At 37.5% G+C, this 26,771-nt stretch carries 26 protein-coding genes; 7 read left to right on the forward strand and 19 right to left on the reverse strand.

The genetic code is table 11. The features are described from left to right. Positions 1 to 14 precede the first annotated feature (14 nt). From G4Z05_RS06870 to G4Z05_RS06900, 7 genes are all read right to left on the reverse strand, one after another. The gene (locus G4Z05_RS06870) at positions 15 to 479 is read right to left on the reverse strand and encodes a DUF948 domain-containing protein (protein ID WP_163251140.1); all 465 of its coding nucleotides are present in this window, start codon (positions 477 to 479) and stop codon (positions 15 to 17) included. A 158-nt stretch (positions 480 to 637) separates the two neighbouring features. Beyond that, positions 638 to 1,939, reverse strand: coding sequence for a UDP-N-acetylmuramate--L-alanine ligase (gene murC, locus G4Z05_RS06875; RefSeq protein WP_163251141.1), 1,302 nt, complete (start codon positions 1,937 to 1,939; stop codon positions 638 to 640). Positions 1,940 to 2,162: 223 nt separating this feature from the next. Further along, on the reverse strand, positions 2,163 to 4,934 hold the full coding sequence (locus G4Z05_RS06880; RefSeq protein WP_205597470.1) for a DNA translocase FtsK: 2,772 nt from the start codon (positions 4,932 to 4,934) through the stop codon (positions 2,163 to 2,165). A gap of 310 nt (positions 4,935 to 5,244) precedes the next feature. Beyond that, positions 5,245 to 6,033, reverse strand: coding sequence for a DUF1444 domain-containing protein (locus G4Z05_RS06885; protein ID WP_163251207.1), 789 nt, complete (start codon positions 6,031 to 6,033; stop codon positions 5,245 to 5,247). An 87-nt stretch (positions 6,034 to 6,120) separates the two neighbouring features. Then, on the reverse strand, positions 6,121 to 6,435 hold the full coding sequence (locus tag G4Z05_RS06890; RefSeq protein WP_163251142.1) for a thioredoxin family protein: 315 nt from the start codon (positions 6,433 to 6,435) through the stop codon (positions 6,121 to 6,123). Positions 6,436 to 6,519: 84 nt separating this feature from the next. Next, positions 6,520 to 7,047, reverse strand: a complete 528-nt coding sequence (locus tag G4Z05_RS06895; RefSeq protein WP_163251143.1) for a DUF84 family protein — start codon at positions 7,045 to 7,047, stop codon at positions 6,520 to 6,522. 117 nt (positions 7,048 to 7,164) lie between these two features. Next, positions 7,165 to 8,238: a M42 family metallopeptidase gene (locus tag G4Z05_RS06900; protein WP_163251144.1), complete on the reverse strand. Its 1,074-nt coding sequence runs from the start codon at positions 8,236 to 8,238 to the stop codon at positions 7,165 to 7,167. Positions 8,239 to 8,410: 172 nt separating this feature from the next. Here G4Z05_RS06900 and G4Z05_RS06905 point away from each other — a divergent pair, with 172 nt between their 5' ends. Next, the gene (locus tag G4Z05_RS06905; protein ID WP_163251145.1) at positions 8,411 to 8,734 is read left to right on the forward strand and encodes a PepSY domain-containing protein; all 324 of its coding nucleotides are present in this window, start codon (positions 8,411 to 8,413) and stop codon (positions 8,732 to 8,734) included. Positions 8,735 to 8,773: 39 nt separating this feature from the next. Here the strand turns inward: G4Z05_RS06905 and G4Z05_RS06910 are convergent, their stop codons facing one another. Both G4Z05_RS06910 and trmB read right to left on the reverse strand, forming a co-directional pair. Then, positions 8,774 to 9,616: a YtnP family quorum-quenching lactonase gene (locus G4Z05_RS06910; RefSeq protein WP_163251146.1), complete on the reverse strand. Its 843-nt coding sequence runs from the start codon at positions 9,614 to 9,616 to the stop codon at positions 8,774 to 8,776. Positions 9,617 to 9,819: 203 nt separating this feature from the next. Beyond that, positions 9,820 to 10,461, reverse strand: coding sequence for a tRNA (guanosine(46)-N7)-methyltransferase TrmB (gene trmB / locus G4Z05_RS06915; RefSeq protein WP_163251147.1), 642 nt, complete (start codon positions 10,459 to 10,461; stop codon positions 9,820 to 9,822). A 135-nt stretch (positions 10,462 to 10,596) separates the two neighbouring features. Between trmB and G4Z05_RS06920 the strand changes: the two genes are divergently transcribed. After that, on the forward strand, positions 10,597 to 10,875 hold the full coding sequence (locus tag G4Z05_RS06920; protein WP_163251148.1) for a YtzH-like family protein: 279 nt from the start codon (positions 10,597 to 10,599) through the stop codon (positions 10,873 to 10,875). Here the strand turns inward: G4Z05_RS06920 and G4Z05_RS06925 are convergent, their stop codons facing one another. The 4 genes from G4Z05_RS06925 to thpR all read right to left on the reverse strand — a co-directional run bounded on the left by G4Z05_RS06925 (position 10,876) and on the right by thpR (position 15,535). After that, on the reverse strand, positions 10,876 to 11,649 hold the full coding sequence (locus tag G4Z05_RS06925) for a phosphotransferase family protein (RefSeq protein WP_038536776.1): 774 nt from the start codon (positions 11,647 to 11,649) through the stop codon (positions 10,876 to 10,878). A gap of 196 nt (positions 11,650 to 11,845) precedes the next feature. Further along, positions 11,846 to 13,981, reverse strand: coding sequence for a type I pullulanase (pulA, locus tag G4Z05_RS06930; RefSeq protein ID WP_163251149.1), 2,136 nt, complete (start codon positions 13,979 to 13,981; stop codon positions 11,846 to 11,848). Beyond that, entirely contained in the window at positions 13,968 to 14,951 is a 984-nt protein-coding gene (locus G4Z05_RS06935) for a diacylglycerol/lipid kinase family protein (RefSeq protein ID WP_163251150.1), read from the reverse strand. The genes pulA and G4Z05_RS06935 overlap by 14 nt, the downstream gene beginning before the upstream one ends. An 11-nt stretch (positions 14,952 to 14,962) precedes the next feature. Continuing rightward, a complete protein-coding gene (thpR, locus tag G4Z05_RS06940; RefSeq protein ID WP_163251151.1) occupies positions 14,963 to 15,535 on the reverse strand; it encodes an RNA 2',3'-cyclic phosphodiesterase in 573 nt (190 codons plus the stop codon). 134 nt (positions 15,536 to 15,669) lie between these two features. Here thpR and cysK point away from each other — a divergent pair, with 134 nt between their 5' ends. Continuing rightward, a complete protein-coding gene (gene cysK / locus G4Z05_RS06945; protein WP_163251208.1) occupies positions 15,670 to 16,602 on the forward strand; it encodes a cysteine synthase A in 933 nt (310 codons plus the stop codon). A 153-nt stretch (positions 16,603 to 16,755) separates the two neighbouring features. Here cysK and dat read toward each other — a convergent pair whose 3' ends face one another. Next, positions 16,756 to 17,610: a D-amino-acid transaminase gene (gene dat / locus G4Z05_RS06950; protein ID WP_163251152.1), complete on the reverse strand. Its 855-nt coding sequence runs from the start codon at positions 17,608 to 17,610 to the stop codon at positions 16,756 to 16,758. A 26-nt stretch (positions 17,611 to 17,636) separates the two neighbouring features. Next, on the reverse strand, positions 17,637 to 19,052 hold the full coding sequence (pepV, locus tag G4Z05_RS06955; protein WP_163251153.1) for a dipeptidase PepV: 1,416 nt from the start codon (positions 19,050 to 19,052) through the stop codon (positions 17,637 to 17,639). A gap of 406 nt (positions 19,053 to 19,458) precedes the next feature. Here pepV and G4Z05_RS06960 point away from each other — a divergent pair, with 406 nt between their 5' ends. Next, positions 19,459 to 19,680 (forward strand): DeoR family transcriptional regulator, encoded by a 222-nt coding sequence (locus G4Z05_RS06960; RefSeq protein ID WP_038536788.1) that lies wholly within the window; start codon positions 19,459 to 19,461, stop codon positions 19,678 to 19,680. A 114-nt stretch (positions 19,681 to 19,794) separates the two neighbouring features. On the opposite strand, the gene G4Z05_RS06965 is transcribed toward G4Z05_RS06960, so the two are convergent. Continuing rightward, entirely contained in the window at positions 19,795 to 20,235 is a 441-nt protein-coding gene (locus G4Z05_RS06965) for a DUF2935 domain-containing protein (protein ID WP_163251154.1), read from the reverse strand. 187 nt (positions 20,236 to 20,422) lie between these two features. Between G4Z05_RS06965 and G4Z05_RS06970 the strand changes: the two genes are divergently transcribed. Beyond that, positions 20,423 to 21,181, forward strand: a complete 759-nt coding sequence (locus G4Z05_RS06970; RefSeq protein ID WP_163251155.1) for an AAA family ATPase — start codon at positions 20,423 to 20,425, stop codon at positions 21,179 to 21,181. Between the two features lie 28 nt (positions 21,182 to 21,209). Here G4Z05_RS06970 and speD read toward each other — a convergent pair whose 3' ends face one another. Further along, positions 21,210 to 22,016 carry an adenosylmethionine decarboxylase gene (speD, locus tag G4Z05_RS06975; RefSeq protein WP_163251156.1) on the reverse strand — a complete coding sequence of 269 codons (807 nt, stop codon included), beginning with the start codon at positions 22,014 to 22,016 and terminating at the stop codon, positions 21,210 to 21,212. 266 nt (positions 22,017 to 22,282) lie between these two features. Here speD and G4Z05_RS06980 point away from each other — a divergent pair, with 266 nt between their 5' ends. Continuing rightward, positions 22,283 to 22,717 (forward strand): Dps family protein, encoded by a 435-nt coding sequence (locus G4Z05_RS06980; protein ID WP_163251157.1) that lies wholly within the window; start codon positions 22,283 to 22,285, stop codon positions 22,715 to 22,717. Positions 22,718 to 22,967: 250 nt separating this feature from the next. Here G4Z05_RS06980 and G4Z05_RS06985 read toward each other — a convergent pair whose 3' ends face one another. Continuing rightward, positions 22,968 to 23,687, reverse strand: a complete 720-nt coding sequence (locus tag G4Z05_RS06985; protein WP_163251158.1) for a pseudouridine synthase — start codon at positions 23,685 to 23,687, stop codon at positions 22,968 to 22,970. Then, positions 23,677 to 25,308, reverse strand: a complete 1,632-nt coding sequence (locus G4Z05_RS06990) for a putative polysaccharide biosynthesis protein (protein WP_163251159.1) — start codon at positions 25,306 to 25,308, stop codon at positions 23,677 to 23,679. The genes G4Z05_RS06985 and G4Z05_RS06990 overlap by 11 nt, the downstream gene beginning before the upstream one ends. Positions 25,309 to 25,488: 180 nt before the next feature. Between G4Z05_RS06990 and G4Z05_RS06995 the strand changes: the two genes are divergently transcribed. Then, on the forward strand, positions 25,489 to 26,763 hold the full coding sequence (locus G4Z05_RS06995) for a BaiN/RdsA family NAD(P)/FAD-dependent oxidoreductase (protein WP_163251160.1): 1,275 nt from the start codon (positions 25,489 to 25,491) through the stop codon (positions 26,761 to 26,763). Positions 26,764 to 26,771: the final 8 nt, after the last annotated feature.

The raw sequence follows: 26,771 nt of genomic DNA on the forward strand, positions 1-26,771 counted from the left end.
TACTTCGCCTCCTATTAATGGGATCGAACCCTTTGTTTTTCTTTATAGACTGTTTGTTCATTTGCTGCTTGCTTTCTTTCCTTCCATTTATCCTTTAATTCAAAGAAAACATTTGTCCATTGAATAATTTGAGAAACTTTTTCCTTACTTTCTTTCACTTGTTCATCGATTGATTCAGTAATATGTTTTAAGGAACCGTTAAACTTTCGAACAGAAGTGCCAACTTCTTTTACCGCGTCTACTACACTATTTAATTGTTCAGATTTTTGCTGAATATCATCAGCAAGTTCGTTAGTTTTCTTTAGCAATATAGTAGTTTCCGTTGTCACTCCCTCCAACTGTTTTTCCAGTCCCTTTATTGTATCTGAAACACTGTTAAGAGTTACCTTTAGTGATTTAAGGGTTGCTGATAAATAAATGACAAGCACAAAAAACGCGATCGCTATCAAAGCGATACTTAAATATAAAATGATTTCCATGACAAAACCTCCGTATTATCTATGTATAACCTAACCAGTCCGGATATAAACATGCACACTATCTTATACTACTTCCATCTTAGTACCTTATTTTCCTGCTTCCGTTTTTAAATTTTTTGCCTAAATAAAAAGGGATCGCACACCGGCATCCCTTTACATTACTCTACTAATTGTTTTTCATAGGATTCCTGAAATTTTTGAATATCTCCTGCTCCCATGAAAATAATCACACTATTTTTGTATTCTTTCAATACAGATGTATTTTCCTCTGTAAGGATTTCTGCGTTTGGAATTTTTTCCTGTAGATCGTGGATAGAAAGCTTTCCATGCTTTTCACGAGCTGAGCCAAAAATCTCACACAAATAAGTTTTATCCGCCTGACGCAAACTTTCAGCAAAATCTTCCAGAAAAGCTTGCGTGCGTGTGAAAGTATGCGGTTGGAATACAGCCACAATTTGACGATCAGGGTATTTTTGCTTGGCAGCATTAATCGTTGCTCTTATTTCTGTCGGATGATGAGCATAATCATCGATTAATATTTGGTCGTCCATTCTTTTTTCCGTAAATCTTCGTTTTACACCCTGGAATGTCTTTAATCGTTCTTTCACAATCTCTACATCAATATCTTCATAATGACATACACCGATAACAGCGAGTGCATTTAATACACTGTGATCGCCATAGGTCGGGATGAAAAATGTATCATAATACGTATTACGGATAAATACATCAAAACTTGTTCCCTCTGTTGTTTTTACAACATTCGTTGCCTGATAATCATTTTCTTCCTCAAATCCATAGAAAAGAACTGGTACCTTAGCTTGAATTTTTTGAAGCATTTCATCATCACCATAAGCAAAGATACCTTTCTTCACCTGTACAGCGAGCTCTTGAAACGCAGAGAATACATCATCAATATTGGCAAAATAATCAGGATGATCAAAGTCAATATTTGTCATGATTGCATAGTCAGGAAAATAGGAGAGAAAATGTCTTCGATATTCACAAGCTTCAAAGACAAAATACTCAGCGCCCTCCTGCCCTTTTCCTGTACCGTCGCCAATGAGAAACGAAGTAGGCTTAGCACCTGCAATGACATGGGAAAGCAAACCGGTCGTTGAAGTTTTCCCATGTGCACCTGTAACAGCAATGCTTGTAAAATTTTGCATGAAATCGCCTAAAAAGCGATGATAACGTACAACAGGAAGACCAAGCCTCATCGCTTCTTGAATTTCCTCATGGGTATCAGGAAAAGCATTACCTGCAATAATAGTCATTCCTGGTTGAATATTTTCCTTTTGGAATGGGAGGATCTTAATCCCCGATTCTTCAAGGGCAGCCTGGGTAAAAAAGCGTTTTTCGACATCAGATCCTTGCACTTGAAATTTCATATCGTGTAACACTTGGGCAAGCGCACTCATCCCAGACCCCTTTATACCTACAAAATGGTAAATAGTCATAAAAGAACCTCCAACCAACGTCTTTCTGTAAAACAGTATATGACATCTGTCTGTATTTGCTCATCAGAAAAGTAGTGACGAACATCTTGTTTAATACAAAATCATATTTCAATATTATAGCACTTTTCATCTATAAAAACTATTTTTGTCTGATGACACTTTGATTTCAGTTATGTTATTCCATTATATTATTTTAACCATTGTGTTCATAGAATACTATAGATTATGAATGTACACCAGATTCGAGGAGCTGTTCTAATTCCGCTTCTGTAATTAAAACTTCCCGTGGCTTGCTTCCATTAGCACCTGAAATAAACCCGTGTTGTTCAAGCATATCCATCAATCTTGCCGCACGGTTATAACCAATTTTGAAGCGCCTCTGCAAGCTAGAAGTAGAAGCCCCACCCTGTTCGATAATGAATTCACAAACACTATAAAACAGCTCATCCTCTTCTTCTGTTATTTGAGCCTTTTTAATCAGTTCCTCTTGAACAAACAAATAGTCTGGTTCCTGTTCCCTTCTCACATGATCCACAACAGCATCAATTTCTTCATCCGTTACAAATGTTCCTTGAAGCCGGACTGGCTTGGAAGTACCATTTTCAAGAAAGAGCATATCCCCGCGGCCTAATAATTTCTCTGCTCCACTTATATCTATGATCGTCCGAGAATCTACTTGGGAGGAAACAGAAAAGGCAATACGTGTCGGAATATTTGCCTTAATTAAACCTGTAATGACATCCACAGATGGTCGTTGGGTTGCAATGATTAGATGAATGCCACAGGCTCTTGCCTTTTGAGCAATTCGGCAGATGGCCTCTTCCACATCAGCCGGTGACATCATCATTAAATCTGCTAATTCGTCAATGACAATCACGATATACGGGAGTTTATCTGAATAGCGCTTTTGCTCTATGGCTAGTTCATTATAACGATTAATTTCTCGTACACCCGTATGGGCAAATAACTCATAGCGCCTCTCCATCTCTTCAACTGCCCATTTTAAAGCTGCCGTTGCTGCTTTCACATCCGTAATAACCGGGCTAACAAGATGAGGAATCCGGTTATATGGTGCAAGTTCGACCATTTTAGGGTCAATCAGCAACAATTTTAAATCTTGAGGAGCAGCTTTAAATAACAGACTGACCAAAATAGAATTGATACATACACTTTTTCCTGAACCCGTTGCACCAGCTATAAGTCCGTGAGGCATTTTTTTCAAATCTGTAACAATCGGTTTCCCTTCAATATCAAGTCCAAGGACGGTTGTGAGCGGAGATGCTGATTGTTGAAATACATCACTAAGAATAAGTTCACTAATTCTTACCGGACGGGAATGTTGATTCGGTACCTCAATTCCGATCGTATGCTTCCCTGGTATCGGCGCCTCGATCCGAATATCTCTGGCCGCCAAACTCAACTTTATATCATCACTTAAATTGGTAATTTTATTTACTTTTACACCCGGTTCCGGCTGTACCTCAAACCTTGTGACCGATGGCCCCTGTGTTACATTAACCACCCTTGCACCAACATTAAAGTTTTGAAGAGTACGATTTAACAATTCCTCCTGTTGAAGCAACCACTCGGTATCTATTACATCAGATACTGGAGGGTGCAATAAGTTCGAATTTGGGAACATATAATGGGATATTTCAATAGTGTCTTTGTCCACTTGTCCACTGCTTTCATTTATTTGCTCGTGTCTTGGCTGAGCAAGTGACTCCTTTTTTTCATTGTCTTCATCAATGAAAGGGGGCTTAGTCTCGATGTATGGTTCTGCTTGCTTCTCCTCTTTACCTTGTAATAAAAGCTCCCTCTTCGATTCCTCCCGATTTCTTTTCTGTCGTGCCTCCCATTTCACCCGATCTTGTTTTAACATGAGTACATTAAATGGCAGGCGTGAACGCTTTGGTTTTGGGGTTGGTGGTTGTTCACTTGGTACAATCTCCCCATCAGCCCGGTTTACAGTACCCTCTCTCTGTTGTTTTCTCACAATGGCTGGAACCTCATCTACCAATTTTCGTTCTGTATGATCAGCTTCCTCCTTAATTGGCTGTTCCATTTTTATTTCTTTTACTGATTCATCTGTAACAATTGAAGCAGAATCTATCTTTCTACTATGTGGTTGTTCCGTTTCTTCCTGCACGATTTCAGAATCATTTGAGTTTGTTTCAGAATAATATGTATGTACTTGTACCACATCATTCGATTCTAATGGTAGGCTCGAATGCTTTGCTATTGGGTTTGGTGGTTGTTCACTTGATACAACCTCCTCATTTTCTCGGTTTACATTTCTTTCTGCCTGTTGTTTCCTCACGATGGCTGGAACCTCATCCACTAATTTTGGTTTTGTTGTATCAATATCCTCTCTAATTGATGGTTCCCTTTTTACATCTTTCATTGATTCATTCGAAACATTTGAGATAAAATCTATCTTTCTAATATTTGGTTGTTCTGTTTCTTCCTGTACGATTTCAGAATCATTTAAGTTTGTTTCAGGGTGATATGCAAATACTTGATCCACATCATTCGACTCTAAAGGGGCATTTTCCTTCGGTTGTAAGTAGTCTTGTTCCTCTTCCTTAAGAAACTGGGTTAACTCATGTTCTACTACCATTTCAGATTTTTTCGGCCGATTAAATCCATAGATGGGGGATGGGATTTCTGTTGGATGAAATGGACCGCTTTTTTTTAGGGTTTTTACCTTTAAAGTTTTTGGAACGGTTTTTTCCTTGGTTTTGACTTCTGTCGACTCCATTTTGTCTTGTTCCATATTTCTTTCCCGTCTATTTCTTGAGACTTTTTTTACGGGGTTGGATTTTTCAAATAAAGGTCGGTAATCCGATTTTGGATATTGATAGGAAATCCTAGCTTCGACATCTTTTGTACTTTCCCTTTGATAACTTGGGAAATCATTTTCCGTATAATCATCTTCGTAAGTAAATTCTTCCTCTTTCTTAAATTTTTGAAAAAAGGTTTGGAACCAACTCAAAACAATCACTCTTTCTACACTCTTCTATCATTCTATTTTATCAGTATTTCTTAGTTTTTCGACAAGATTCTAAGGAATCATTAAAGGGTAAATGCTCTGCTGCATAGTGGTATGGGTAGATTCTCTGCGTCTGGAATAAATGAAACACGAATTGCTTGAAGCAATTCGATGTTGATTGATCCATGGCGAGAAGAGCGGTGCCATACGCCACTAGAAATATTACGCTCAAAAGTTCTCAAGGTTAAAAAAATACTTCCTTATCTTACGAAAAAAGATCACTAATGAAAAGTGATCTTCTCCTGTATCCCCATTATTTATTTTTTCCTAAAATAAAAATAGGTTCTAATTCCCCATTTTCATATAAAAAGGATAAAGCGGTAATTGGAACTCTGCCGCTAGCAAAAAAACTCATTGCCATTTGCGCCATTACATCATAGCCTCTGTTATTTCGGACATCTGCTATGATTAAAACATCTTGATGGGGAACGGCAACTACCATTGTACCAGAAATCTTCTTCTCCATTTCATTGAGAAAGCCCTTGTTTAGAATTCGGCTAGCATCATAACCATCATTTGTATTAAGAAAATAGAAGATATTTCCTGCAACATGATCTTCTTTTACCATTGTCGAAAGCGATCTAACATTAAATAACGCAATTTCCCTAATCCTTTCAGGTTTCCATCCTTCTTTTTCTATTATTTTCTTATCAATAAGCCGATAAGTTGTTCCCATATCATAGGCATAATATATTTTTGTTTCAGCTGTATGATCATCAATTAAAAAAGGAACCCCTTCCTCTGCTTCTTTTGGGAATGAAGAAGAACGGATGACCGGAAATATCTTTTTCTCATGATCCGTCAGCTGGACATTATCTTCCATGGCCCGCAAACCTTCTTCAACATAATATACAATTTCATCAATGGCCTTTTCTTTTTCATTATGCCATTTGGAAACAACTCCGCCGATGGAGAGGGTAATTCCCTTTCCAGTCAATTTGCTTTCGATTCGAAGTTTGTCTTTTTTTCGATCATAGGTGAGAACCCGGTCTTCTCTTGTAAGACGGGACTTTAGTTCCCGCACCATTTTATTACTATCCATTTTCATGATTATCCCTCCGTGAATATGGAGTTTCGTTCTATTTTACATGAAATTACCTCCACTTCAAAAGGTGTGGAGGTATTCCTATTATTTTAGCCCTGAAATAAATGCTTCAATTTCTTCTTGTGTTTTACGGTCTTTGCTAACAAAGCGCCCCAACTCTTTGCCATTTTCAAAAGCAATGAAGCTTGGGATGCCAAAAACATCAAGTTGTTGACATAAATCAATAAATTGATCACGATCAACATGAATAAATGTATACTCACTAAATTTTCCCTCAATTTCTGGAAGCACTGGTTCAATTACCCGGCAGTCCGGACACCAATTGGCTGAGAACATAAAAATTGTTTTACCATTATCTCGTAATTGTTCAAATTGTTCCATCGATTCAAGATGCTTCAATTTAAATCCCTCCAATTATTCATCTATTTTAACGAAATTAACGATTTGCGTCATCACTTTTGCTTCTATTATAAACAGTTTGTTTTACTTGTGTTTATCTAAATGTTGTTGTTTGTATAAATATTGTCCGACTAAAAGGTTTGTCACATGGGTAAACATGTCTCGGCGGTTAATCATACCATTTGTAAAAATACCAATGGCTCCTTCTTTTGTTCTAACATTTTTCTTATTTGCATAGTCATCCATGATCGGCCCAAGTTCTTCGCCCGCTTTTAGTCTTTCCGCCACTTCCTCTGGGAGTAGTAAACGGGCACCTCCTGCGATAATCGGTTGAATACCTTTCACAGCAAGAGCTCCCCAATTGCAAAGGAATAGCCCTTGGCTTGTCTCGTGTACCCCTCCTTCAAGACCAATGCCAATATCACCATTTCCTTGCTGTAATGCTCGGGTAGCCCGATTAATGGCCCCTTGAATGGTTTCTTCATCCGAAAATGGTTGTCTACTTACTCCAGATGGGACATCAATAGAAATAAATTCTATATCATCTCTCTGAAAGCTATTTTTTACAGCATCAATTTTTGCAGGATTTTTGGAACCAATGATAATTTTCATGATGTAACTCCTAAATACGTTCTTTGTTTATGTTTTGTTGTCCTTTCTCTAAATGTATCTCTAACAAGATTTTTATATACGAAAAGAGGCATAATCACCACATGCCTCCTAAATAATTCAGCTGTTTGCTTTAATGTTTTCAACCGTTGATTTATCACAAGCTTTCACTAATTTAATCAACAATTCTTTAGCTGCTGCATAGTCATCTACGTGAATGATTGAAGCATGAGTATGGATATAACGAGAACAAATACCAATGACGGCACTTGGAACACCCTCGTTCGCTATATGAACACGACCAGCATCTGTTCCACCTTGGGAAACGAAATACTGATAAGGAATACCATGAGTTTCAGCCATATCAAGGACGAACTCCCGCATTCCTCTATGGGTAACCATTGACCTATCAAGAATTCTTAGTAGCGCCCCTTTTCCTAAGTGGCCAAACTCCAACTTTTCTCCTGTCATATCATTAGCAGGACTGGCATCAAGGGCAAAAAAGATATCTGGTTGGATCAGATTAGCTGCTGTCTGTGCGCCACGTAAACCAACTTCTTCTTGAACGGTGGCACCAGAATATAGGATATTTGGTAAGGTTTCGTCCTTTAACTCTTGAAGTAATTCAATGGCTAATCCACAGCCATAGCGATTATCCCACGCCTTAGCTAAAATTTTCTTTTCATTTGCCATCGGTGTAAATGGACAAATTGGCAAAATTGCCTGACCAGGCTTAATTCCCATTCTTTCTGCATCCGCTCGGTCATCTGCGCCAATATCAATGAGCATATTTTTGATTTCCATCGGCTTATTTTTCTTCTTTTCATCTAAAAGATGCGGCGGAATGGATCCTACTACTCCAATTACCGGCCCGTTATTTGTTATTACTTGAACACGTTGAGCGAGCAATACCTGACTCCACCATCCGCCAAGTGGCTGAAAACGAAGCATACCATTATCGGTAATGGCAGTAACCATAAATCCGACTTCATCCATATGACCAGCTACCATAACTGTTGGACCATCCGGATTCCCTTTTTTCACACCAAAAATACTGCCTAATCGATCTTGAACAATCTCGTCCGCATAAAGAGACAACTGTTCCTTCATAAATTTACGGACTTGATGTTCATTGCCAGGTGCACCAGGTAACTCTGTCAATGTCTGAAAAAGCTTTAATGTTTGTTCGTTCATTGTTTACTCCTTTATTATTTTCGCAATTTTATGTATAACTTTATTTTACAGAAACTTATTGCCGGTTACCATTATATCGTTTAACTATATGTAATATTACCTATTTAGAAAGAAATAAGATATACTATAAGAAGATTTGTAATTGTCATTTTTTTCAAAGGGGGTTCGTGAGATGAACTGGAAATCGTTTTTTATTGGCCTAACAGTCGGAATTGCTGGTGGATTTGCTGCTAAAAAACTTATTTCTCAAAATACAAAGATCTCACCTGAGAAAGTATTGAAGCATGTAAAAGAGCAATTTAAACAAAATGGACCAATTAGTGGTTCTTGGATACATATGAAGACAGAACCATTTGAAAGACATGATGTGCAATATCATGTCTATAAAGGCGGAATTTCAAAAAATATCAATGGAAAGACGGAACAATTTGAATTTATTGCAGACGCCTTAACAGGAACCCTGTTAGATATTAAACGCCTTTCGGAAGTATCATAATAAGCCGAATCAATTTTATTTTGATCCGGCTTTGAATTCTTATTTCTGTCTTTTAAGACTTTCTGTAATTTCCTTCCCATCTTGCCCCCATTTAACCGCACGATAAAAAGCATCATGATAAAACGTAAACCAAGCATTTCTTTCTAATGCATAAGGAAGCCATTTTTGCTTGGCGCGTATTGAGTCCATCGGATAATCATCATAAGCCATTACCCAAAGGACATTTTGGTGGGCATGTGTCCCCATAAGATCACCAAAATGAATAGCCATTTCTCCCCCATCTTCAATAATAATAATTGAATGACCATTACTATGACCGCCAGTATGAATCATTTGAATCGGGCCAAAAGACCATGATTGTTCAAACGGTGTTACCTGTGATTCAACAGCTTCCCAATTTTCTCTAAAGTATGTAGCTTTGGAGCGGATATTCGGATTTCTCATTTCCTCCCATTCAATGCTGGATGTAACGATTTTCGCATTTGGGAAAGTAGTTTGAAAAGTTCCATTAACAATCTTTGTTAATCCACCTGCATGATCATTATGCATGTGAGTCATAAGGACATAGTCAATATCATTTGTTGTTAAACCTAATTCCTGCAATGAGCCCTCAATATTTGATTCAGCGGTTACACCAAAATTTCGCAACTGTTTTTCAGATAGCTTTCCTTTACCAAGACCAGCTTCAATTAAAATGTTTTTATTTCCGGTTTGGACAAGTATGGGATCTGTCGGTAATTCAATTTGATTTTTTTCATTTGCAGGATACTTTTTAGACCATAATGCCTTGGGAACCACTCCAAACATGGCTCCACCATCCAAATTCGTTACCCCTCCTGATAACCAAGTAAGTGTCACATTGCCAACCTTTAATGTTTCCATTCTTCAACCTCCCATCCTTTTCTTTAGTTTACCATTGAGAGATATTTCTGGAAAACAAAAAGAGAGTGCCCAAAAAATATAACTTTTTAAGAACACTCCCCTTTTGTATATTCTTTTAATTCTATTTTATATCAATCTTATCAAAAAGGCTGACCAAGAAAGTCGCTTTTAACAACCTCTTTTTGGGTCAGCTCACGTAAAACTTAATTTTGAAATTTCACTTCACAACGATAAATACGGTTTCCTTTTTCGGAAAATTTCTGCTCATATTCTGTCATGATATTGCCTTCAAAATCACTATTATGCAGATCAAGGCTAATATATTTCAACAACATTCCATAAGCAGAAAAACTCATTAACGAATATTCAAAAAGTCCCTGATTGTCTGTTTTGAAGTGGATTTCACCACCATCAACAAGAATGGACTCGTAAAGTTTAAGAAAATCCTTGTAAGTTAATCTTCTTTTTTCATGACGTTTTTTAGGCCATGGATCGGAGAAATTTAAATATACACGTTCTACATCATTCTTTGCAAAATATTTGTCCAAATCAGCTGCATTAACATTTAACAATCTTAAATTTGGCAAATCAGCTTCAATCAAACGATCTAAAGCCGTCACTATGACACTGTCGTATAATTCGATTCCAATATAATTAATATGGGGATTGGCTTTTGCCATTTCTGTGATAAACCGTCCCTTACCTGTCCCAACCTCAATATGAAGTGGTTGATTATTATGAAATACTTCATGCCATTTTCCTTTAAAATTTTCAGGATTAGGGACAATATATTGCGGATAACTTTCAATTTTTTCTTTGGCCCAAGGTTTATTTCTCAGTCTCATTTTGACACTCCTATTACAATAATTGTTATTAGTATTCGTTAGAATGGATGGTTACATAAATGTATAAACAAAAAAAGAATCCACAACCTAACTGTGAATTCCTTTTTAAATTCCAACTTGAAAGGGTGTGCTCTCATGCCGTTAAGTTATAATCACCAAGTGACATTGCTTAAGGACATATTAAATAATCATCAAACTGATTGCTGTGGAACCGTTGCCGAGTGTGAACAATTGGAACGTCTTGTCAAATCGCTTATGGTTAATACACAAGTCAGTCAAAATATGAAAAACATTTTGCAGGAGATTTATCAATATAGTCAAACAGGTGCCGGAACGGCGGACTTGGATCAGCATATTATCAGTCATCAAGGGAACCTGTCACAATGGGTAAATGAAATCGACCAGTTTTCTTAATTACATGATTTCATTTAAAAATGCAATCCACTTATTCATTTCATCCAATCGATTTTTATTTTTATGCCATTGAATGGAAGAAAGGGTTTGAAGCGCCACATACCATTTCATTCTTAACTTTAAATGGTCGGTCAGCTTTTCACCATACATCATGAGCCATTCTTGCCATTTTTCTTCAGGGATGTACAGATATAGAAGCATTCCCAAGTCAATCGCTGGATCCGCAATCATAGCCCCGTCCCAATCAATTAAGTACAACTGGTTGTCTTCTGTCAGCAGCCAGTTGTTATGATTTACATCACCATGGCAAACCACTTTTTCCTCACTATATATATTCTTCACTTCTTTTTTTAAAAAATGGATTGTTTTCTGAACTTCCGGTAGGTTGAGCAATTCCTCATCTAATTCGTTTAATACCGTTTGAAAAATCGTTTCAGGGTCCAACGGTGATTTTTCCAGCCTACTCAACATTCCCACCATAGGTTCTGAACGGTGAATTTTTTTTAAAAGTTTAGCAACCTGCTCTTTGTTCATTTCAGACGGTTTTAGTTCCCGGCCTTCAAGCCATTGCTGCGCGGTAATCACATCGCCGTTTTCCAACCGTTTCGTCCAAACAAGCTTTGGGACGATGCCCTCAGCCGAAAGCACCGCAAGAAACGGCGAAGAATTCCGCTTTAAAAAAAGCCTTTGGTCTTCATATCGTGCATAAAAGGCTTCTCCTGTGGCGCCTCCAGCAGGGATAATTTCCCATTCTTGTCCTAATATATGTTCCAAAACTGTTCACCTTCAACTTATGCCGTTCTAATGGTGCCTATTATGAGGGCCCATTCATATTTGAAGTAAAACCTTAATAGAGAAGGTTTTACAAATGATTTGTAAACAAAAAAAAGCTATTGAAACTTTTTCTACAATAGCCATCTTTATAAATTTTATCTCGGGTAGACATTTTTCGTCAAGTAATCTTCAACAACTATTTTTTTAATAATACATTTAAAGATATAGGCTCCATTTGTATCCCGCCACCTTGAATCATTCTCGTAGGAACGGTTGATGCTTGATCTGAATCAGCTAACACTAACCATTCTCCCTTTGGGATTGAAATATAATGGTGGTTGGCCGTGGGATTTATTAATAAGATTATTTCCTCCTGTTCCCCGAGATATAGGGCTCCCAATAGGGGTTCCACTAAAGGTAATTGGCGGATTTTATTATGGATTTCCACTGCCTTCCTCATTCGAAAGCAAGAATAAGCCTTTCGGATTTGTATCAATCCTTTAATATAGTCCACATTTCCTTTATATTTACTTTTTCGATCCCAGTCAAGCTGGTTTATGGAATCTGGTGATTGGTAGCTATTGCTATCTCCTTTTTTTGTTCTAAAAAATTCCTGACCGCTGTGAAGAAATGGGATTCCCTGAGACAGCAAGACGATACCAGTAGCAAGCCGGTGAATTTTCATGCGAATCTCTTCGTCCACATTTGGAAGACAAGCCTCAATTTTATCCCATAAAGTATGATTATCATGACACTCAATATAATTCACAGATTGAAAGGGTTCATTAAACATTCTTTTGAATCGTTTGTGAAAACCGACACTGCCCATTATAGACTCGAGAGCTACTTCGAAATAATGTTTATTCCCAAAGGCATAGCCCTTATCGTGCAAATTAAAAGTACTACCCTTAATAGAATCTCGAAATTGATCATTGAATTGACCAATGGAAGGAAGTTTCGCTTGATTTGCGAGATTCGCTTTTTTTTGTAAAGGAAGCGGAGTATTCAAGTTCCAACCTTCTCCAATAATTAGGATATCATTACCTAGTCGATCACAAACTTTGCGGACTTCATTCATCGTTTCTACATCTAAAATTCCCATTAGATCAAAACGGAACCCGTCAACATGGTATTCCCTTAGCCAAAACTCAACCGAGTCCACAATAAATTTCCTCACCATCCTCCTCTCTGAAGCAATATCATTTCCTACTCCTGTACCATTTGATGGTAAACCCATCTCATTATGACGAAAATAATAGCCAGGGAGTATTTTTTCAAAAGAAGATTCCTCACGAATATAGACATGGTTATAAACTACATCCATGATAACCCGAAGCCCAGCTTTGTGAATCTGATGAATCATTTCTTTTAATTCAAGAATACGAGCATACGGATCGGAGGGATCAGTTGAATAACTGCCTTCAGGTGCATTAAAGTGAATGGGGTTATATCCCCAATTGTATTTACTTAGAGGGTTTAGTTCATCCACACCGGCAAAATCATTAAACGGAAGGAATTCAATATGGGTCACCCCCAAATCCTTTACATAAGATAACCCAGTAAGTTCTCCATTTGCCGATCTTGTACCACGTTCTGCAACACCTAAATAAAGACCTTTATGTCTAACACCGCTATTTGGATGAATAGTAAAATCTCGAATATGTGTTTCATAAATAATAGCATCAACTGGATTTTCTATGGGAGGAAGAACAGGCTTTTCTCTTCGTGTTTTATTAAGATCTACAATCACTCCCATATCTCCATTGGCAGATACCGCTTTCACATACGGATCCACCACTTCGCGCCACTCCTGATTTACTTGAACAAGATAACTATAATGATAGTACTCCAAATTTTTCCGAACAGCTACAGACCATATCCCCACCTCTTCACGCTTCATCTTGATAATCTCGGAATATTTCGTCTTTGGATGCCGCAGTTTCAGTTTCACTTGAGTGGCTGTGGGGGCCCAAAGCTTAAAACCTGATTCAATGGGCGAATAAATAACACCTAGGTCATTTCCTTCATAATAAAATTTTTTATCAAATTCCTCCGTTCTAATGACAGCTCCAATTTGAAGGTCAGTTTGTCCTCCATGTTCATCTAACACCCAATATTGCGTACCAAAACAAAATTCTTCGTTCAACTTACAAGTATATTTTTGATAGTTTTCAATTTGAACCTGATTTACAATGGTTAATGGACTCTTCAAACTTCCCTGTGTGATGGTAAACGAGGATGACAATCCATGATGATAGGTCAGGGGCATTAATATTGTAATAGTAGCCATCTCATCCAAATAGGCGAAAAACAACCTTTCAGTGGATATCATACGTGTCCCTCGCTTTCCAGTCTGCTTCTTCTTTTGGTTGCCTTCTCGTTAATATCTGTATCCCTTTGCATTGAATATCAACATGTAAAGGTGTGTAGCCAATAAATTCTCCATCTCCATGAACAAACATGGTCGATCTGGATTGGATCGTGATGGTTTTTCCTCTAAAGGTTTTCACTTCCTTAAAGTGTATATGCTTCCCCCAAAAAACGGTCATAAAAACTAGTAGCAGCTTTAATCGTGATAACTGATAAACAACAGTAATATCCAACAGACCATCATCTGGTGCTGCATCTGGAGCAATCTTCATGCCACCGCCATAATAAGGTTGATTTGAAACGGTAACAAACCAAGTTTGTTTAAAGGTAGACTTAGTACCATCTATCATTAAATCGATCGTATTAGTTTTATACAGAAATAATTCTTTTAGTAAAAAGTATACATAAACCAAGCGTCCAAATCCTAGTTTATTAAGTATGGATTTAACTTTTGAATGATTGACCTTATAAGCAACGAGCACATCAAATCCCGCACCCATATTATTTATAAAATAATGCTCAGTACCATCCTGAAACATTATTTTACCTATATCGATAAAAGCAGGCCTATCTTTTCTTAACCGAAGGAGTACTTTTAAAGCGTCTAATGGATCTTGTGGTATTTGAAACTCCCGCGAAAAATCATTTCCAGAACCCCCAGGGATTAATCCTATCTTTATATTTTTATGATTTTTAATCCCATTCAATACTTCATGCAGTGTTCCATCCCCGCCAACTGCAATGATAAGCTTTGGATGATCATGAATGACAGCAATTTGACTAGCTATTTTTGTTGCATGGCCCCGATATTCTGTAAAAAATGCGTGAAAGTGTATATTCTCTTGTATTAGAGTTTGTTCTATTTTTTTCCATATGTTCAAACACCGTCCGTTTCCTGCACTAGGATTGATAATAAAGTATATTTCCTGCATAAAATCAACCTTCATTCCGTTTTTAATGGAAACGCTTGAATAACTTCATATTTAGGCGTTTGATGGAGGTGTGTTTGGTATAACACCACTTCTTCAGCCTGAAATGGTAATGGCTCCGGTTGCAGTTTTCCCCAGATTTCAAGCAAATCTTTCTGGAACGGCATTTCCTTTCTCCATTTTCTTGCTAATGTTATGTGCGGGCGGAATGGGCGAGTTTCCAATTGAAATCCTGCCTTTTCACATGCTTCATACACTTTCTTTCTAATTACTATAAGCTCCTTACTCTCCTCCGTATCTGCCCAAAAAATACGGGGGGCTGCTTCCATTCCAAAAATTCCTAACTGATTAATTTTTAATGGAAAGGCAGTTTGTCCTTGTAAAGCCGCCATTACATTGGATATGGCTCTTTTTAGTTTCTCTTCAGGAGCCGCACCCAAGAAAGCCAAAGTAATATGCAAATCCTGATAATGTACCCACCGGCTGAAGGGAAGTTCAGCCTTTAATTTTTCCATATGATCTTTTATCTTTAATTTCGTTTCTTCAGGTATTTTTAGAGCGAAGAAAAAATGTGTCCTATGTTCCATTCTTATCCATCCTTTTCTCAATTTTATTCTATTTTCGCCTAATTGTATCTAGTTTCAGACGAAGAATATTTTTACTTTGTTTAAAAATTTTTTTATCATAATAATTAACTAGGAAAGAAAGGACTGTGCCAAACATGAAAGTCGTCAACAATATGGCTGATTTAATCGGAGATACTCCTTTAGTAAAGTTAAATCGGATGGCTCCTCGAGATGGAGCTTCTGTTTATTTAAAGCTTGAATTTTTTAATCCAAGCAAAAGTGTAAAAGACCGTGCCGCCTTTAATATGATTTTGGAAGCAGAAAAGAAAGGGCTATTGAAGAAAGGTTCAACAATTATTGAACCAACCAGTGGCAATACGGGCATCGGCCTAGCAATGAATGCAGCAGCTCGAGGGTATAAGGCAATTATTGTGATGCCTGATACAATGACTCAGGAACGGATTAATATATTGAAAGCATATGGTGCGGAAGTAGTGTTGACACCAGGTGATCAAAAAATGCCCGGTGCCATTAGGAAGGCAGAAGAATTAGCCAAAGAAATTCCAAATAGTTTTATTCCGATGCAATTTGAAAACCAAGCCAATCCGAATGCACACCGTCATACAACTGCCATTGAAATTATAGAAGCGATGAAAGAAATCGGAAAACCTTTAGCTGCTTTTGTAGCAACGGCCGGTACCGGCGGGACTATTACCGGAACAGGCGAAAAATTAAAAGAACATTTTGAAGGATTAACCGTCCATGTCGTTGAGCCAAAAGGTTCACCTGTATTGTCTGGCGGTAAACCCGGAAAACATAAACTTGTTGGAACAAGCCCTGGCTTTATTCCAAAAATCTTAAATCAAAATATTTATGATGAGATTTTCCAAATTTCTGATGAGGATGCCTATGATATTTCCCGGAAATTAGCAAAAGAGGAAGGGATTCTTGTCGGTCCTTCATCGGGTGCTGCCTGCTATGCTGCACTTCAAGTGGCTAAAAGACTGACCCCGGACGAGGTCGTTGTTTGCATCGCTTGCGACACCGGTGAAAGATATCTTTCTAGTGACTTATTTCAGTTTGAATAGAAATTTGCTAACCGCATTCCTATCGGATGAGTAGTATTTCTGAGAAGTACGGGGCCAAAATACTTGTTATCTTCCAATTACGAGGTTCTTAGATCACATTTTTATCGCAAATGATATAAAGACGTGGATCACTTCCACGTCTTTTTTCTAATTTTATAAGGCTCCACATTGCTTTTCGATTTCGTTGACAAACAATTCCTGTATTTTTCTTGTTATTGGTCCTGGCTCGCCATTCCCAACTACCTTTCCTTCCACTTCAATAATTGGCATGACTTCTGCCACTGTACTAGATAAAAACACCTCATCGGCCTCTGCCAATTCTTTAAGTGTAAAGGCCCGTTCATTAACTGGAATACCACTTGCAGAACAAAGTCCAAGAATCACATCTTTTGTGATCCCTTTTAGAATCATATGATTGGATTCATGTGTAATTACTATCCCATTTTTCACCATAAAAATATTGGATGAACTGCCTTCAGTAACATTCTGGCCCCTGTGCTGAATCGCTTCAAAACAGCCATGCTCTACCGCTTTTTGCTTAGCTAAAATATTGCCAAGTAAATTCAAGCTCTTAATATCGCAGCGCAACCAGCGGATATCTTCGGTCAGAATGGTCTTCACGCCGGTTTGTAGCTCGTCCTTTGGTCTTGGCATCTCCCTTGTATAGGCAACTAAGGTTGGTTCAACATTCTCTTCCGGAAAAGCATGATTTCTGGGTGCCACCCCTCTTGTAATTTGCATATAAATAATGCCAAGACGGAGGTTATTTTTTTCAACAAGCTCCAAAAGTAGGCTTTTTAATTGATCCATAGTATAAGGGAGTGACACGCCTATACTTTTTGTGCTTCTCTCGAAACGCTCCAAATGCTCTTGTAGTGTGAACATTTTTCCGTTATAAACTCGAATTACTTCATAAACCCCATCACCAAATTGATAACCGCGGTCCTCAATATCCATCTTGGCCTGATTTCGTTCTATCAATTTTCCATTTAAGATGGCAAATGTCATTTTCTCCCATCCCCTTTTAATGTCATTTATTGAGCTAACTCATAAATAGCTTGAGCATAGATGGCCGTTGCTTTTAATAAATCTTCAATGAACATATATTCATCTTTTTGATGGGCAATATCCGGACGACCAGGGAATAGCGGTCCAAATGCCACACCAGATTTAAGTGACCGTGCATAGGTACCTCCACCAATTGCAATCAATTCTGCTTTCTCACCTGTTTGTTCTTCATACACTTTTTTCAATGTTTGAATGAGAAATTCTTTTTCATCTACATGGTGAGGTTTCGAATCAGAAAAATGATCAATGTAAAATCCTTCTGTCTCTAAAAGCGCATCCAACTTTGCCTTTGTTTGATCCATATTGTTTGTTACCGGATAACGACAAGTCATTCCAATTCGGCCACCAGCTTCAGGTGTGTAAGAAAATTTTCCAGGATTGATTGTTAAGTCACCAGAAATATCATCAGAGTACGCTACTCCTAGGTTTACTCCCCTAGAGTCATCGTAAAAGTATCGAGAAACAAATTGAAAATAATGTGCTGCTTTTTTATCTAATGGTTGGTCTGCAAGAAATTTAGCCAGATAAAGACCAGCGTTCCTTCCATTTCTTGGCTCCATCCCATGTGCAGATACTCCGATCACTTCTAACGTTATTTGTTCGTCATTTTTAAAATAACTATATTCAAGTTCCTTCTGTTGCATGAACGTGATGAACTGTTTGATGACGTCCTCTTCATTATCCTCTACCATGATAATAGCACGTGCATAATCTGGAACCATATTGTATCTCTTTCCGGAAACAAAGCTTACGACCTTCACACTTGCATCAGATAAATCTTGCTCCATTTCCTTCTGGACCATATCCATATCGGCAATCCCTTTTTCCGCATTAATAATCGGGAAATCCGCATCCGGTGCAAAACCTAATGATGGCATTTCTTCATGTTTGAAATAAGTATCCACACAGCGCCAACCACTTTCCTCATCAGTGCCAATAATCATTCGAACCCGTTTATTTAACGGCAGCCCCAGCTCCTTGACAATTTTCATTGCATAATAGGCTGCCATTGTCGGCCCCTTATCATCCAATGCGCCGCGAGCAAATATTTTTCCATCTCGGATTTCAGCAGCATATGGGTCACTAGACCAGCCATCCCCTTCTGGTACTACGTCTACGTGACAAAGTATGCCAAGTAATTCTTCCCCCTCACCAAACTCGAGATGACCGGCTACGTTTTCTACATTTTTGGGCAAAAATCCATCTCTTTCCCCAAGCTGTAGCATATAATCCAAAGCCTCTTTTACTCCTTTACCAAGTGGGGCATCTTCTGTAGCATTTTCTTCATCCAGTACACTTTTAATATGTAACAATTCCTGAGTGTCCTTGATGAGTGCCTCCTTACGCTTTAATACTTCCTGCATCCAATCAATTTTTTTCAATATCATTTCCCTCCTATTGAAGAACATATCTTAACAATAGCATTTCGTAAATTATTTTAGCAATTTTGCTCATTTGATTTTTTTACTAAAAATTCAAATAATTTATCATAAATTAAACTTGACCCACCATACTCATTAGTAAGAAATAATCAAAGGAGGAGATGTCCCGAACCTAGTTAAAGTAAATCAAAGAAAGTTTTGGAAACTTTGTTATATTGGTAGAAATTTTAAAAAATTGTGGGTACAATAAAGTTAGATGTATGACATCTAGATTCCACTTCCAGATTGATGAAAAGGAGATGTCTGCGGGGAAAAGAAGCTACATATTCTTGAAGATGTTTCTTCAAAGAGACTGTCGGTAGAGGGATTACGTCAAAGGTTTGAAAAAAGGATAGGGAGTGGTTTTTTGAAACCTTCAACTAACCGAATGTTAAACCGTATCAAATGTATCTACATGTTTATTCGTGATAACGGTACAGTTACAACGCAAGAACTTGTAGAGGAATTTGGTATTACTCCTCGCACCATACAACGAGACTTAAATGTTTTAGCTTATAATGACTTGGTTTTTAGCCCAAGTCGTGGAAAATGGACAACAACAAGAAAGAAAGTAAAACTTTCCTCTTAAAAATGAAAAATAGACACAAACAATCCTATGCAATTGATTTGTTCTGTCCTAAAAAGAACATGATATAAATTTAAAAAGTTAAAGGAAGCCAATGTTTCTAGGCTTCCTTTTTTTCTATTGGGATTGTCCTTGATTACTATATAACAGAGCTTGGGCAATGCCGGTAAAATATTCTGACTCCCTTATAATATGGTCTAACACAACCTTTGCCGTCGGATTATTACTGACAGCTACACTATTTGTTTTAATTTGCTGACACAATTGTATAAATGCAAGGCTTTCTTGAAGACAATAGGAAACTAACTGAAGAACATGCTGGTACAGTTGGTTCGGAATATAGTATCCTGAGCGGACCACTGTTTCAATAAACCGGACCACCTGTTGATGTGTTTGGCTAAGGGCTGTTTCCCATTTTTTCAAAGCCTCCACAAATTCCTCCTCTAGTCCACTTACTAGTTCTCGGATGACTACTGTATGTTCCTCTTCCTGATGCTTCCAAAATTCTGCTTCATCTAGTATTCGTAACGGCATTTGATGGCCGTAATAAAATTGCATACCCATCCCTCCTTGTGATTTCTCTAAAATCTATGGGATGGGTAGACAAAATATTCATTACAGACAATTAGTGTCTACCGGACCCGGCATGGTCTAATGTTCTCCATTTCGTTTTCACCTTACAGATAATGACCATTTCATTTTTTAAAAATGATACAATGATAGAAAATATTTTGGGGTTGGCTGTATGGATTTATTTAGAAATCAATATCTCAGAAAAATTGAACTGAAAAGAAATGATATTTCTTCTTATAATCACTACCCATTTAATTTGCCATTTATAAAAAATTTTGAAGACTTATCCTTTCATCCAAAAGTGACGTTTTTAATAGGTGAAAACGGAATGGGGAAATCAACATTACTGGAAGCGATCGCTATAGCATTAGGGTTCAATCCTGAAGGTGGATCGTTCAACTTCCATTTTTCAACCTATGATTCTCATTCTGTTCTAGGTGAATATTTAAGGGTAATCAAGGGGATCGATCGGCCCAAAGATGGGTTTTTCCTGAGGGCTGAAAGCTTTTACAATGTTGCTTCCAATATTGAGGAAATGGACCGTGAAGGCTTTGGACCCCGTGTCATTGATTCTTTTGGTGGGGTTTCTCTCCATGAGCAATCCCATGGGGAGTCGTTTTTGGCGACATTTATCAATCGTTTTCGTGGAAATGGGATCTATATTTTGGACGAGCCGGAAGCCGCGCTTTCGCCTTTACGGCAATTGTCCATGCTCACCCGAATTCACGACCTTGTTAACGAAAATTCACAATTTGTCATTGCTACTCACTCTCCAATTATTATGTCATATCCAGATGCTGTAATTTTTGAATTTACGGATGAAGGAATTAGAGAGAGCAAACTAGAAGAAACAAGCCATTATCGGATTATGAAGCAGTTTTTCGACGATAGAAGTCGAATGATTCATCATTTGTTGAATGATAAACCATGAAAAAAGCTCAGAAAATGACTGAGCTTTTTTAGATAATATTTTTTCCATAAAAAATTTCATCCATTTCGAATTTAATTCTTTCCGTAATCTCAATCCGTTCTTCTGGAGACAGTTTGTCTATTGTATAACCGAATAAATAGTTATTCAAATCAAACTCGCGAAGTTTACATTTCGTATGAAAAATATTTTCTTGATACACATTTACATCAATCATATCGAACATTTCAATGACATCGTCTGGAATGTAATTTTGAATGGAGCTAATTTCATGATCAATAAACAGTTTATTGCCATCTTTATCCCTAGTAAAGCCACGTACGCGGTAATCGATTGTCATAACATCCGTTTCAAATGAACGAATTAAATAATGCAGTGCCTTCAAAGGCGAAATTTCGCCACAGGTTGATACGTCGATATCAGCCCTGAACGTGCTAATCCCTTCATCTGGATGATATTCAGGGTATGTATGAACAGTTATATGGCTTTTATCTAGTTGCATGACCACCGATTCCATTAAAGGTCCTGGTGATTCCTCAAAAATATCTTTTGGGGCATTCTTGACAGGACCTTCCGATACAAGTAATGTCACACTCGCTCCAGCAGGTTCAAAATCTTGACTAGCAATATTTAATACATGTGCTCCAATAATATCTGCCACATTTTTTAAAATCTTTGTTAACCTTTCAGCACTATATTGCTCATCAATATATTTTAAATAGGCCTCCCGTTCTTCTCGTGTTTTCGTATAACAAATATCATACATATTAAAACTTAATGATTTCGTTAAGTTATTAAAGCCATGTAATTCGATCCGCTGCTCGTGTGTAAGCTTCATTACCTCTTCCCCCTACTTGAGTTTTCCCATTTCAAATTACTTTCGTGAATATTAATAAGTTGCCCAGATTTCCATTTTTTATGGATCATTCAACACATTTCATCTCTTTACACGAATCAAAACATTCGAAAGACATGATGATGGAATATACCTTAACGAGGCTAAAAAATAAGAATTCGACTTTTTTATAATAATTATAATTTAATATTGATTTTAAAATTATAAATGTTATAATAAAAACAGATGAAATAAGAGGAGGAAATAACATGACGCTTGAACAAGTACTAAATCAACAAATTGCAAACTGGAATGTATTATATACAAAATTACATCGCTATCACTGGTATGTGAAAGGACCTCAATTTTTTACATTACATGCTAAATTTGAAGAATTGTATGAAGAAGCAGCTGCTGTAATAGATGAATTGGCAGAACAATTACTAGTCATTGGAGGAAGCCCGATTTCAACATTAAAAGAATATATACAATATGCAACCATCGAGGAATCTACTGAAATGTTAACAGCGGAAGGAATGGTCCAAGCTGTAGTAAATGATTTTTCACAAATTGTTGCAGAGTTACAAGTTGGTATGGAAGTTGCGAAGCAAAACAATGATGAAGTTACTAGTGACATGTTTTTAGAATTAATCGCCAAACTAAACAAACACAACTGGATGTTAAAATCCTTTTTGAATGCTTAATGAATAAAAAAGGGACAAAGTCATTAAACTCTGTCCCTTTTTAAATTAAAGATAAGCAAAAATAATTTCTAACGGTTTACAAAAGATAAAGACTAAAAAACAAAACGAACACACTATTTAATTTCTTAAAATTACAAACAAAATGAAAAGACCTAAATCTAGCCAAAGACCAGACTTAAGTCTTGGAAGCTAACGAAACATTTGTCTAGTTTTATTAAGTTGGTAAGATTAGGTCAATTACAGGTCTTGTTTATTTCACCTGATAATTTTTTAACTGTTCAATTTCTTCCTCGGTCAGTTCCCGATATTCCCCGAGCCCCAAAGATTCATCCAATTTCAATGGGCCCATGGAAATCCGCTGCAAATAGATAACCCTTTTGCCGACGGCTTGGAACATTCTTTTCACCTGATGGAATTTCCCTTCGGTAATCGTCAACTCAATGTCAGAACGAAGACCAGATTTTAATATTTTTAATTCGCCGGGCTTTGTCAAATACCCATCATTTAACACCACGCCTTTAGAGAAAGCTTGAACATCCTCCTCGGTTACCACACCATCAATGACAGCAAAGTAAGTTTTTGGTACATGCTTTTTCGGCGATAGCAAGCGATGGGCCAGTTGCCCGTCATTGGTTAACAGCAACAATCCTTCTGTATCTTTATCCAACCGACCTACTGGAAATGGTTTATATACTTGATCTTCCATTTCCAATAAATCAATGACTGTTTCCTCTTGATGATCCTCCGTTGCCGAGATGACTCCAGGAGGCTTGTTCATCATTAAATAAATCCATTCCTTATATTCAATTACTTCACCATATAAGGTGATAGTTTCTGTATTGGGGTCCACATGCTGTTTAGCATCTTTAACAATGGTGTCATTCACTTTGACAGCACCGTCTTTTAAAAGTTGTTTCACTTCCTTGCGGCTGCCGTAACCAAGATTGGAGAGCAATTTATCAATTCTCACTGGCTCGTCTCCTTCCAAAAATCTGTAATTTTCTCAACAAACGGTCGACTCTGTCACCAAATAACTTGCGGGCTAGACCAGATTTTAAGCCTAAGTAAAAATAAATAGCTGCCCCCACACTAGCGCTGAGACCTATAAGAATCACAGATTCAATCTTTGATTCAGGTGAGAGGAATAACAATAAGAGTTTATAAACAATGCCTGTGCCCGCCCACATAAAACCAACAAAAATGACAATAAGTAGACTTCTTCTTAATACAAGTCGAAACGGATAGTGAGCAAATGACTTAATGACTAATAAATTGATTAATATCGCAGCAGCATATCCAAGCGTAGTAGCTAAAACCGCTCCTTTTGTTTCCATCATTTTAATGAGCGGAATGTTTAAAGAAAGTTTAATTAATAATCCGACTAATAAGCTTAAAATCGTAAAGCGCTGCTCATTAATCCCTTGCAAAATAGCTGCTGTAACTGAAAACAAAGAAAAGAGTATAGCAACTGGAGCATAGGCTCGCAACACTTCAGCCCCTATCAAATCATGCTGATAGAACGCAGTATAGACAGGTTCCGCCAATAAGGATAATCCGATGGAAGCAGGCAAGGTTAAATATAACAGCACTTGAAACGTTTGGTTGAGCTGATGGTTTAAGCTCTTCCGATCCCCAGCAACAAATGCCTGTGTAATACTTGGGACAAGCGTTAATGAAAAGGCGGTGGCCAGTGACATAGGAATAATTACAATTTTGTGAGACTCAAAATTTAAAATTGAAAAATAAGAATCTGCAACCTTCGCTTGGATTCCAATCTCAGCCATAGCCTTACTGAAAGTAATTTGGTCAACGGCTTGAAACAATGGATTAGCAATCCCAACTAACACAAATGGAGCGGAATAAAGCAGAATTTCCTTGTAAATTTCTTTAAGAGAAATTTCTACTGTTCCTTTATCTTTTCGCAAAAGCTCATCCAGATATGGCTTTCTTTTATACCAATACCAAAATAATACGAGTAAACCACCAATAGCTCCAACAAACGCTGCAAACGTCGCCACTGAAGCTGCCGTTACAATGTCACCTTTAAAAATTTTCAAGACAGCATACGCTCCGATGAGCAAGAAAGCAATCCGGACAATTTGTTCAACAACCTGGGAAACAGCGGTAGGTCCCATCGATTGATGGCCTTGAAAAAATCCTCTAATTAAACTCATAAATGGCACAATAATCAAAGCAAAACTTACCGCCCGCATTACTGTTGTTACATCTTTAATATTGGCGTCTTTATTTGTGCTCATTTCCGCAAAAACAGGTGCTGCGAAGTACATGATGAGAAATGAAATCACACCAGTGGTAAGCATAACCAGTAAGCCGGATTTAAAAAGCTTTCGGCCAACAGCAAATTCCTCAAGAGCATTATATTTAGATATAAATTTTGAAACAGCAAGCGGAATTCCCGCCGTTGCAACACTGATAAAAATCGTATAGGGAACATAAGAGTATTGGTAAAGGACCGTCCCCTCTCTCCCTACAATTTGGAAAAATGGAATGACGTAAATTAAACCAAGAATTTTGGATAGTATCGTTCCGAATGTAAGGATAAAAGTTCCTCTTAAAAGCTTAGACTGCATAAAATCCCTTCCTGACTGAAGAATCCGCAAAAACCATTACAGTTTTTTGCACACTATTGATAGTTTACAACTTCTTTTCTTGCTATGCTACTAACAACCAAATGAAATTTATGAAAAAATCGTTTATATTCGTCACAAAATGTTTATAATGAGGTGAATCTATTTAAAGTTGGTGGAAGTATGAATTATGATGTCATTGTGATCGGCGGTGGCCCATCAGGATTAATGGCAGCTATTGCTGCAGGAGAAAAAGGAGCAAAAGTCTTATTAATAGATAAAGGGAACAAGCTTGGAAGAAAACTAGCCATTTCCGGTGGCGGCCGTTGCAATGTTACGAACAGGCTCCCTGTCGATGAATTAATTAAGCATATTCCCGGAAACGGTAAATTTTTGTATAGTGCATTTTCAATTTTTAATAATGAAGATATCATCCGATTTTTTGAGAAATTAGGTATACAACTGAAAGAAGAGGATCATGGTCGGATGTTTCCGGTAACCAATAAAGCACAATCGGTGGTTGATGCTTTACTAAATCAGCTGGATAAACTGCAGGTTATGGTTATGACCGATGCACCCGTAGTTGATGTTCTTTATGAAAATGGATCGGTTTCTGGCATTTTATTAAAGAATAAACAAATTTTCACTGCAAAATCCATTGTTATTGCTGTTGGTGGAAAATCGGTTCCCCACACAGGGTCAACCGGAGATGGTTATGCTTGGGCAGAAAAAGCCGGACATACGATCACTGATTTATTTCCTACTGAAGTACCAGTTACCTCGGATGAATCTTTCATTAAAAATAAAGTTTTACAAGGGTTATCACTCCGGGATATCGAATTAAGTGTGTTAAATCCAAAAGGAAAACCGTTAATTACTCACCGCATGGACATGATTTTTACCCATTTCGGCATCAGCGGCCCTGCAGTACTCCGTTGCAGTCAGTTCGTTGTAAAAGCGCTAAAGAAATTTAATGTTACACATGTGTCTATGCTTATAGACGCCCTACCGGATCGAAAAGAAGAGGAATTATTCCAAGAAATCGTAAAATTAGTGAAAGCCGAACCGAAAAAAAATCTTAAGAACATCCTTAAAGGCTTGCTTCCGGAACGATACTTGTTATTTTTATTAGAAAAAAACGAGATCGACCCAACAGCCCAAGCGGGAACGATTTCAAAAGAAAAAATTCGTAGTTTTGTTCATAGTTGCAAAAACTTTCAATTCAAGGTGAATGGAACCCTCTCCATTGAAAAAGCGTTTGTAACTGGTGGCGGAGTTTCGGTAAAAGAAATTAATCCGAAAACAATGGAATCAAAACTGATGAACGGTTTATATTTTGCTGGTGAAATTTTAGATATTCATGGATACACCGGTGGTTACAATATTACTGCTGCTCTTGTAACGGGAAGATTAGCCGGAACAAATGCAGCTTTAACTGCCAAAAATAATAGGGCCTGACTTTGAGC

Source organism: Neobacillus thermocopriae (assembly GCF_010975035.1).
In the GTDB taxonomy this organism is placed as follows: domain Bacteria; phylum Bacillota; class Bacilli; order Bacillales; family Cytobacillaceae; genus Neobacillus; species Neobacillus thermocopriae.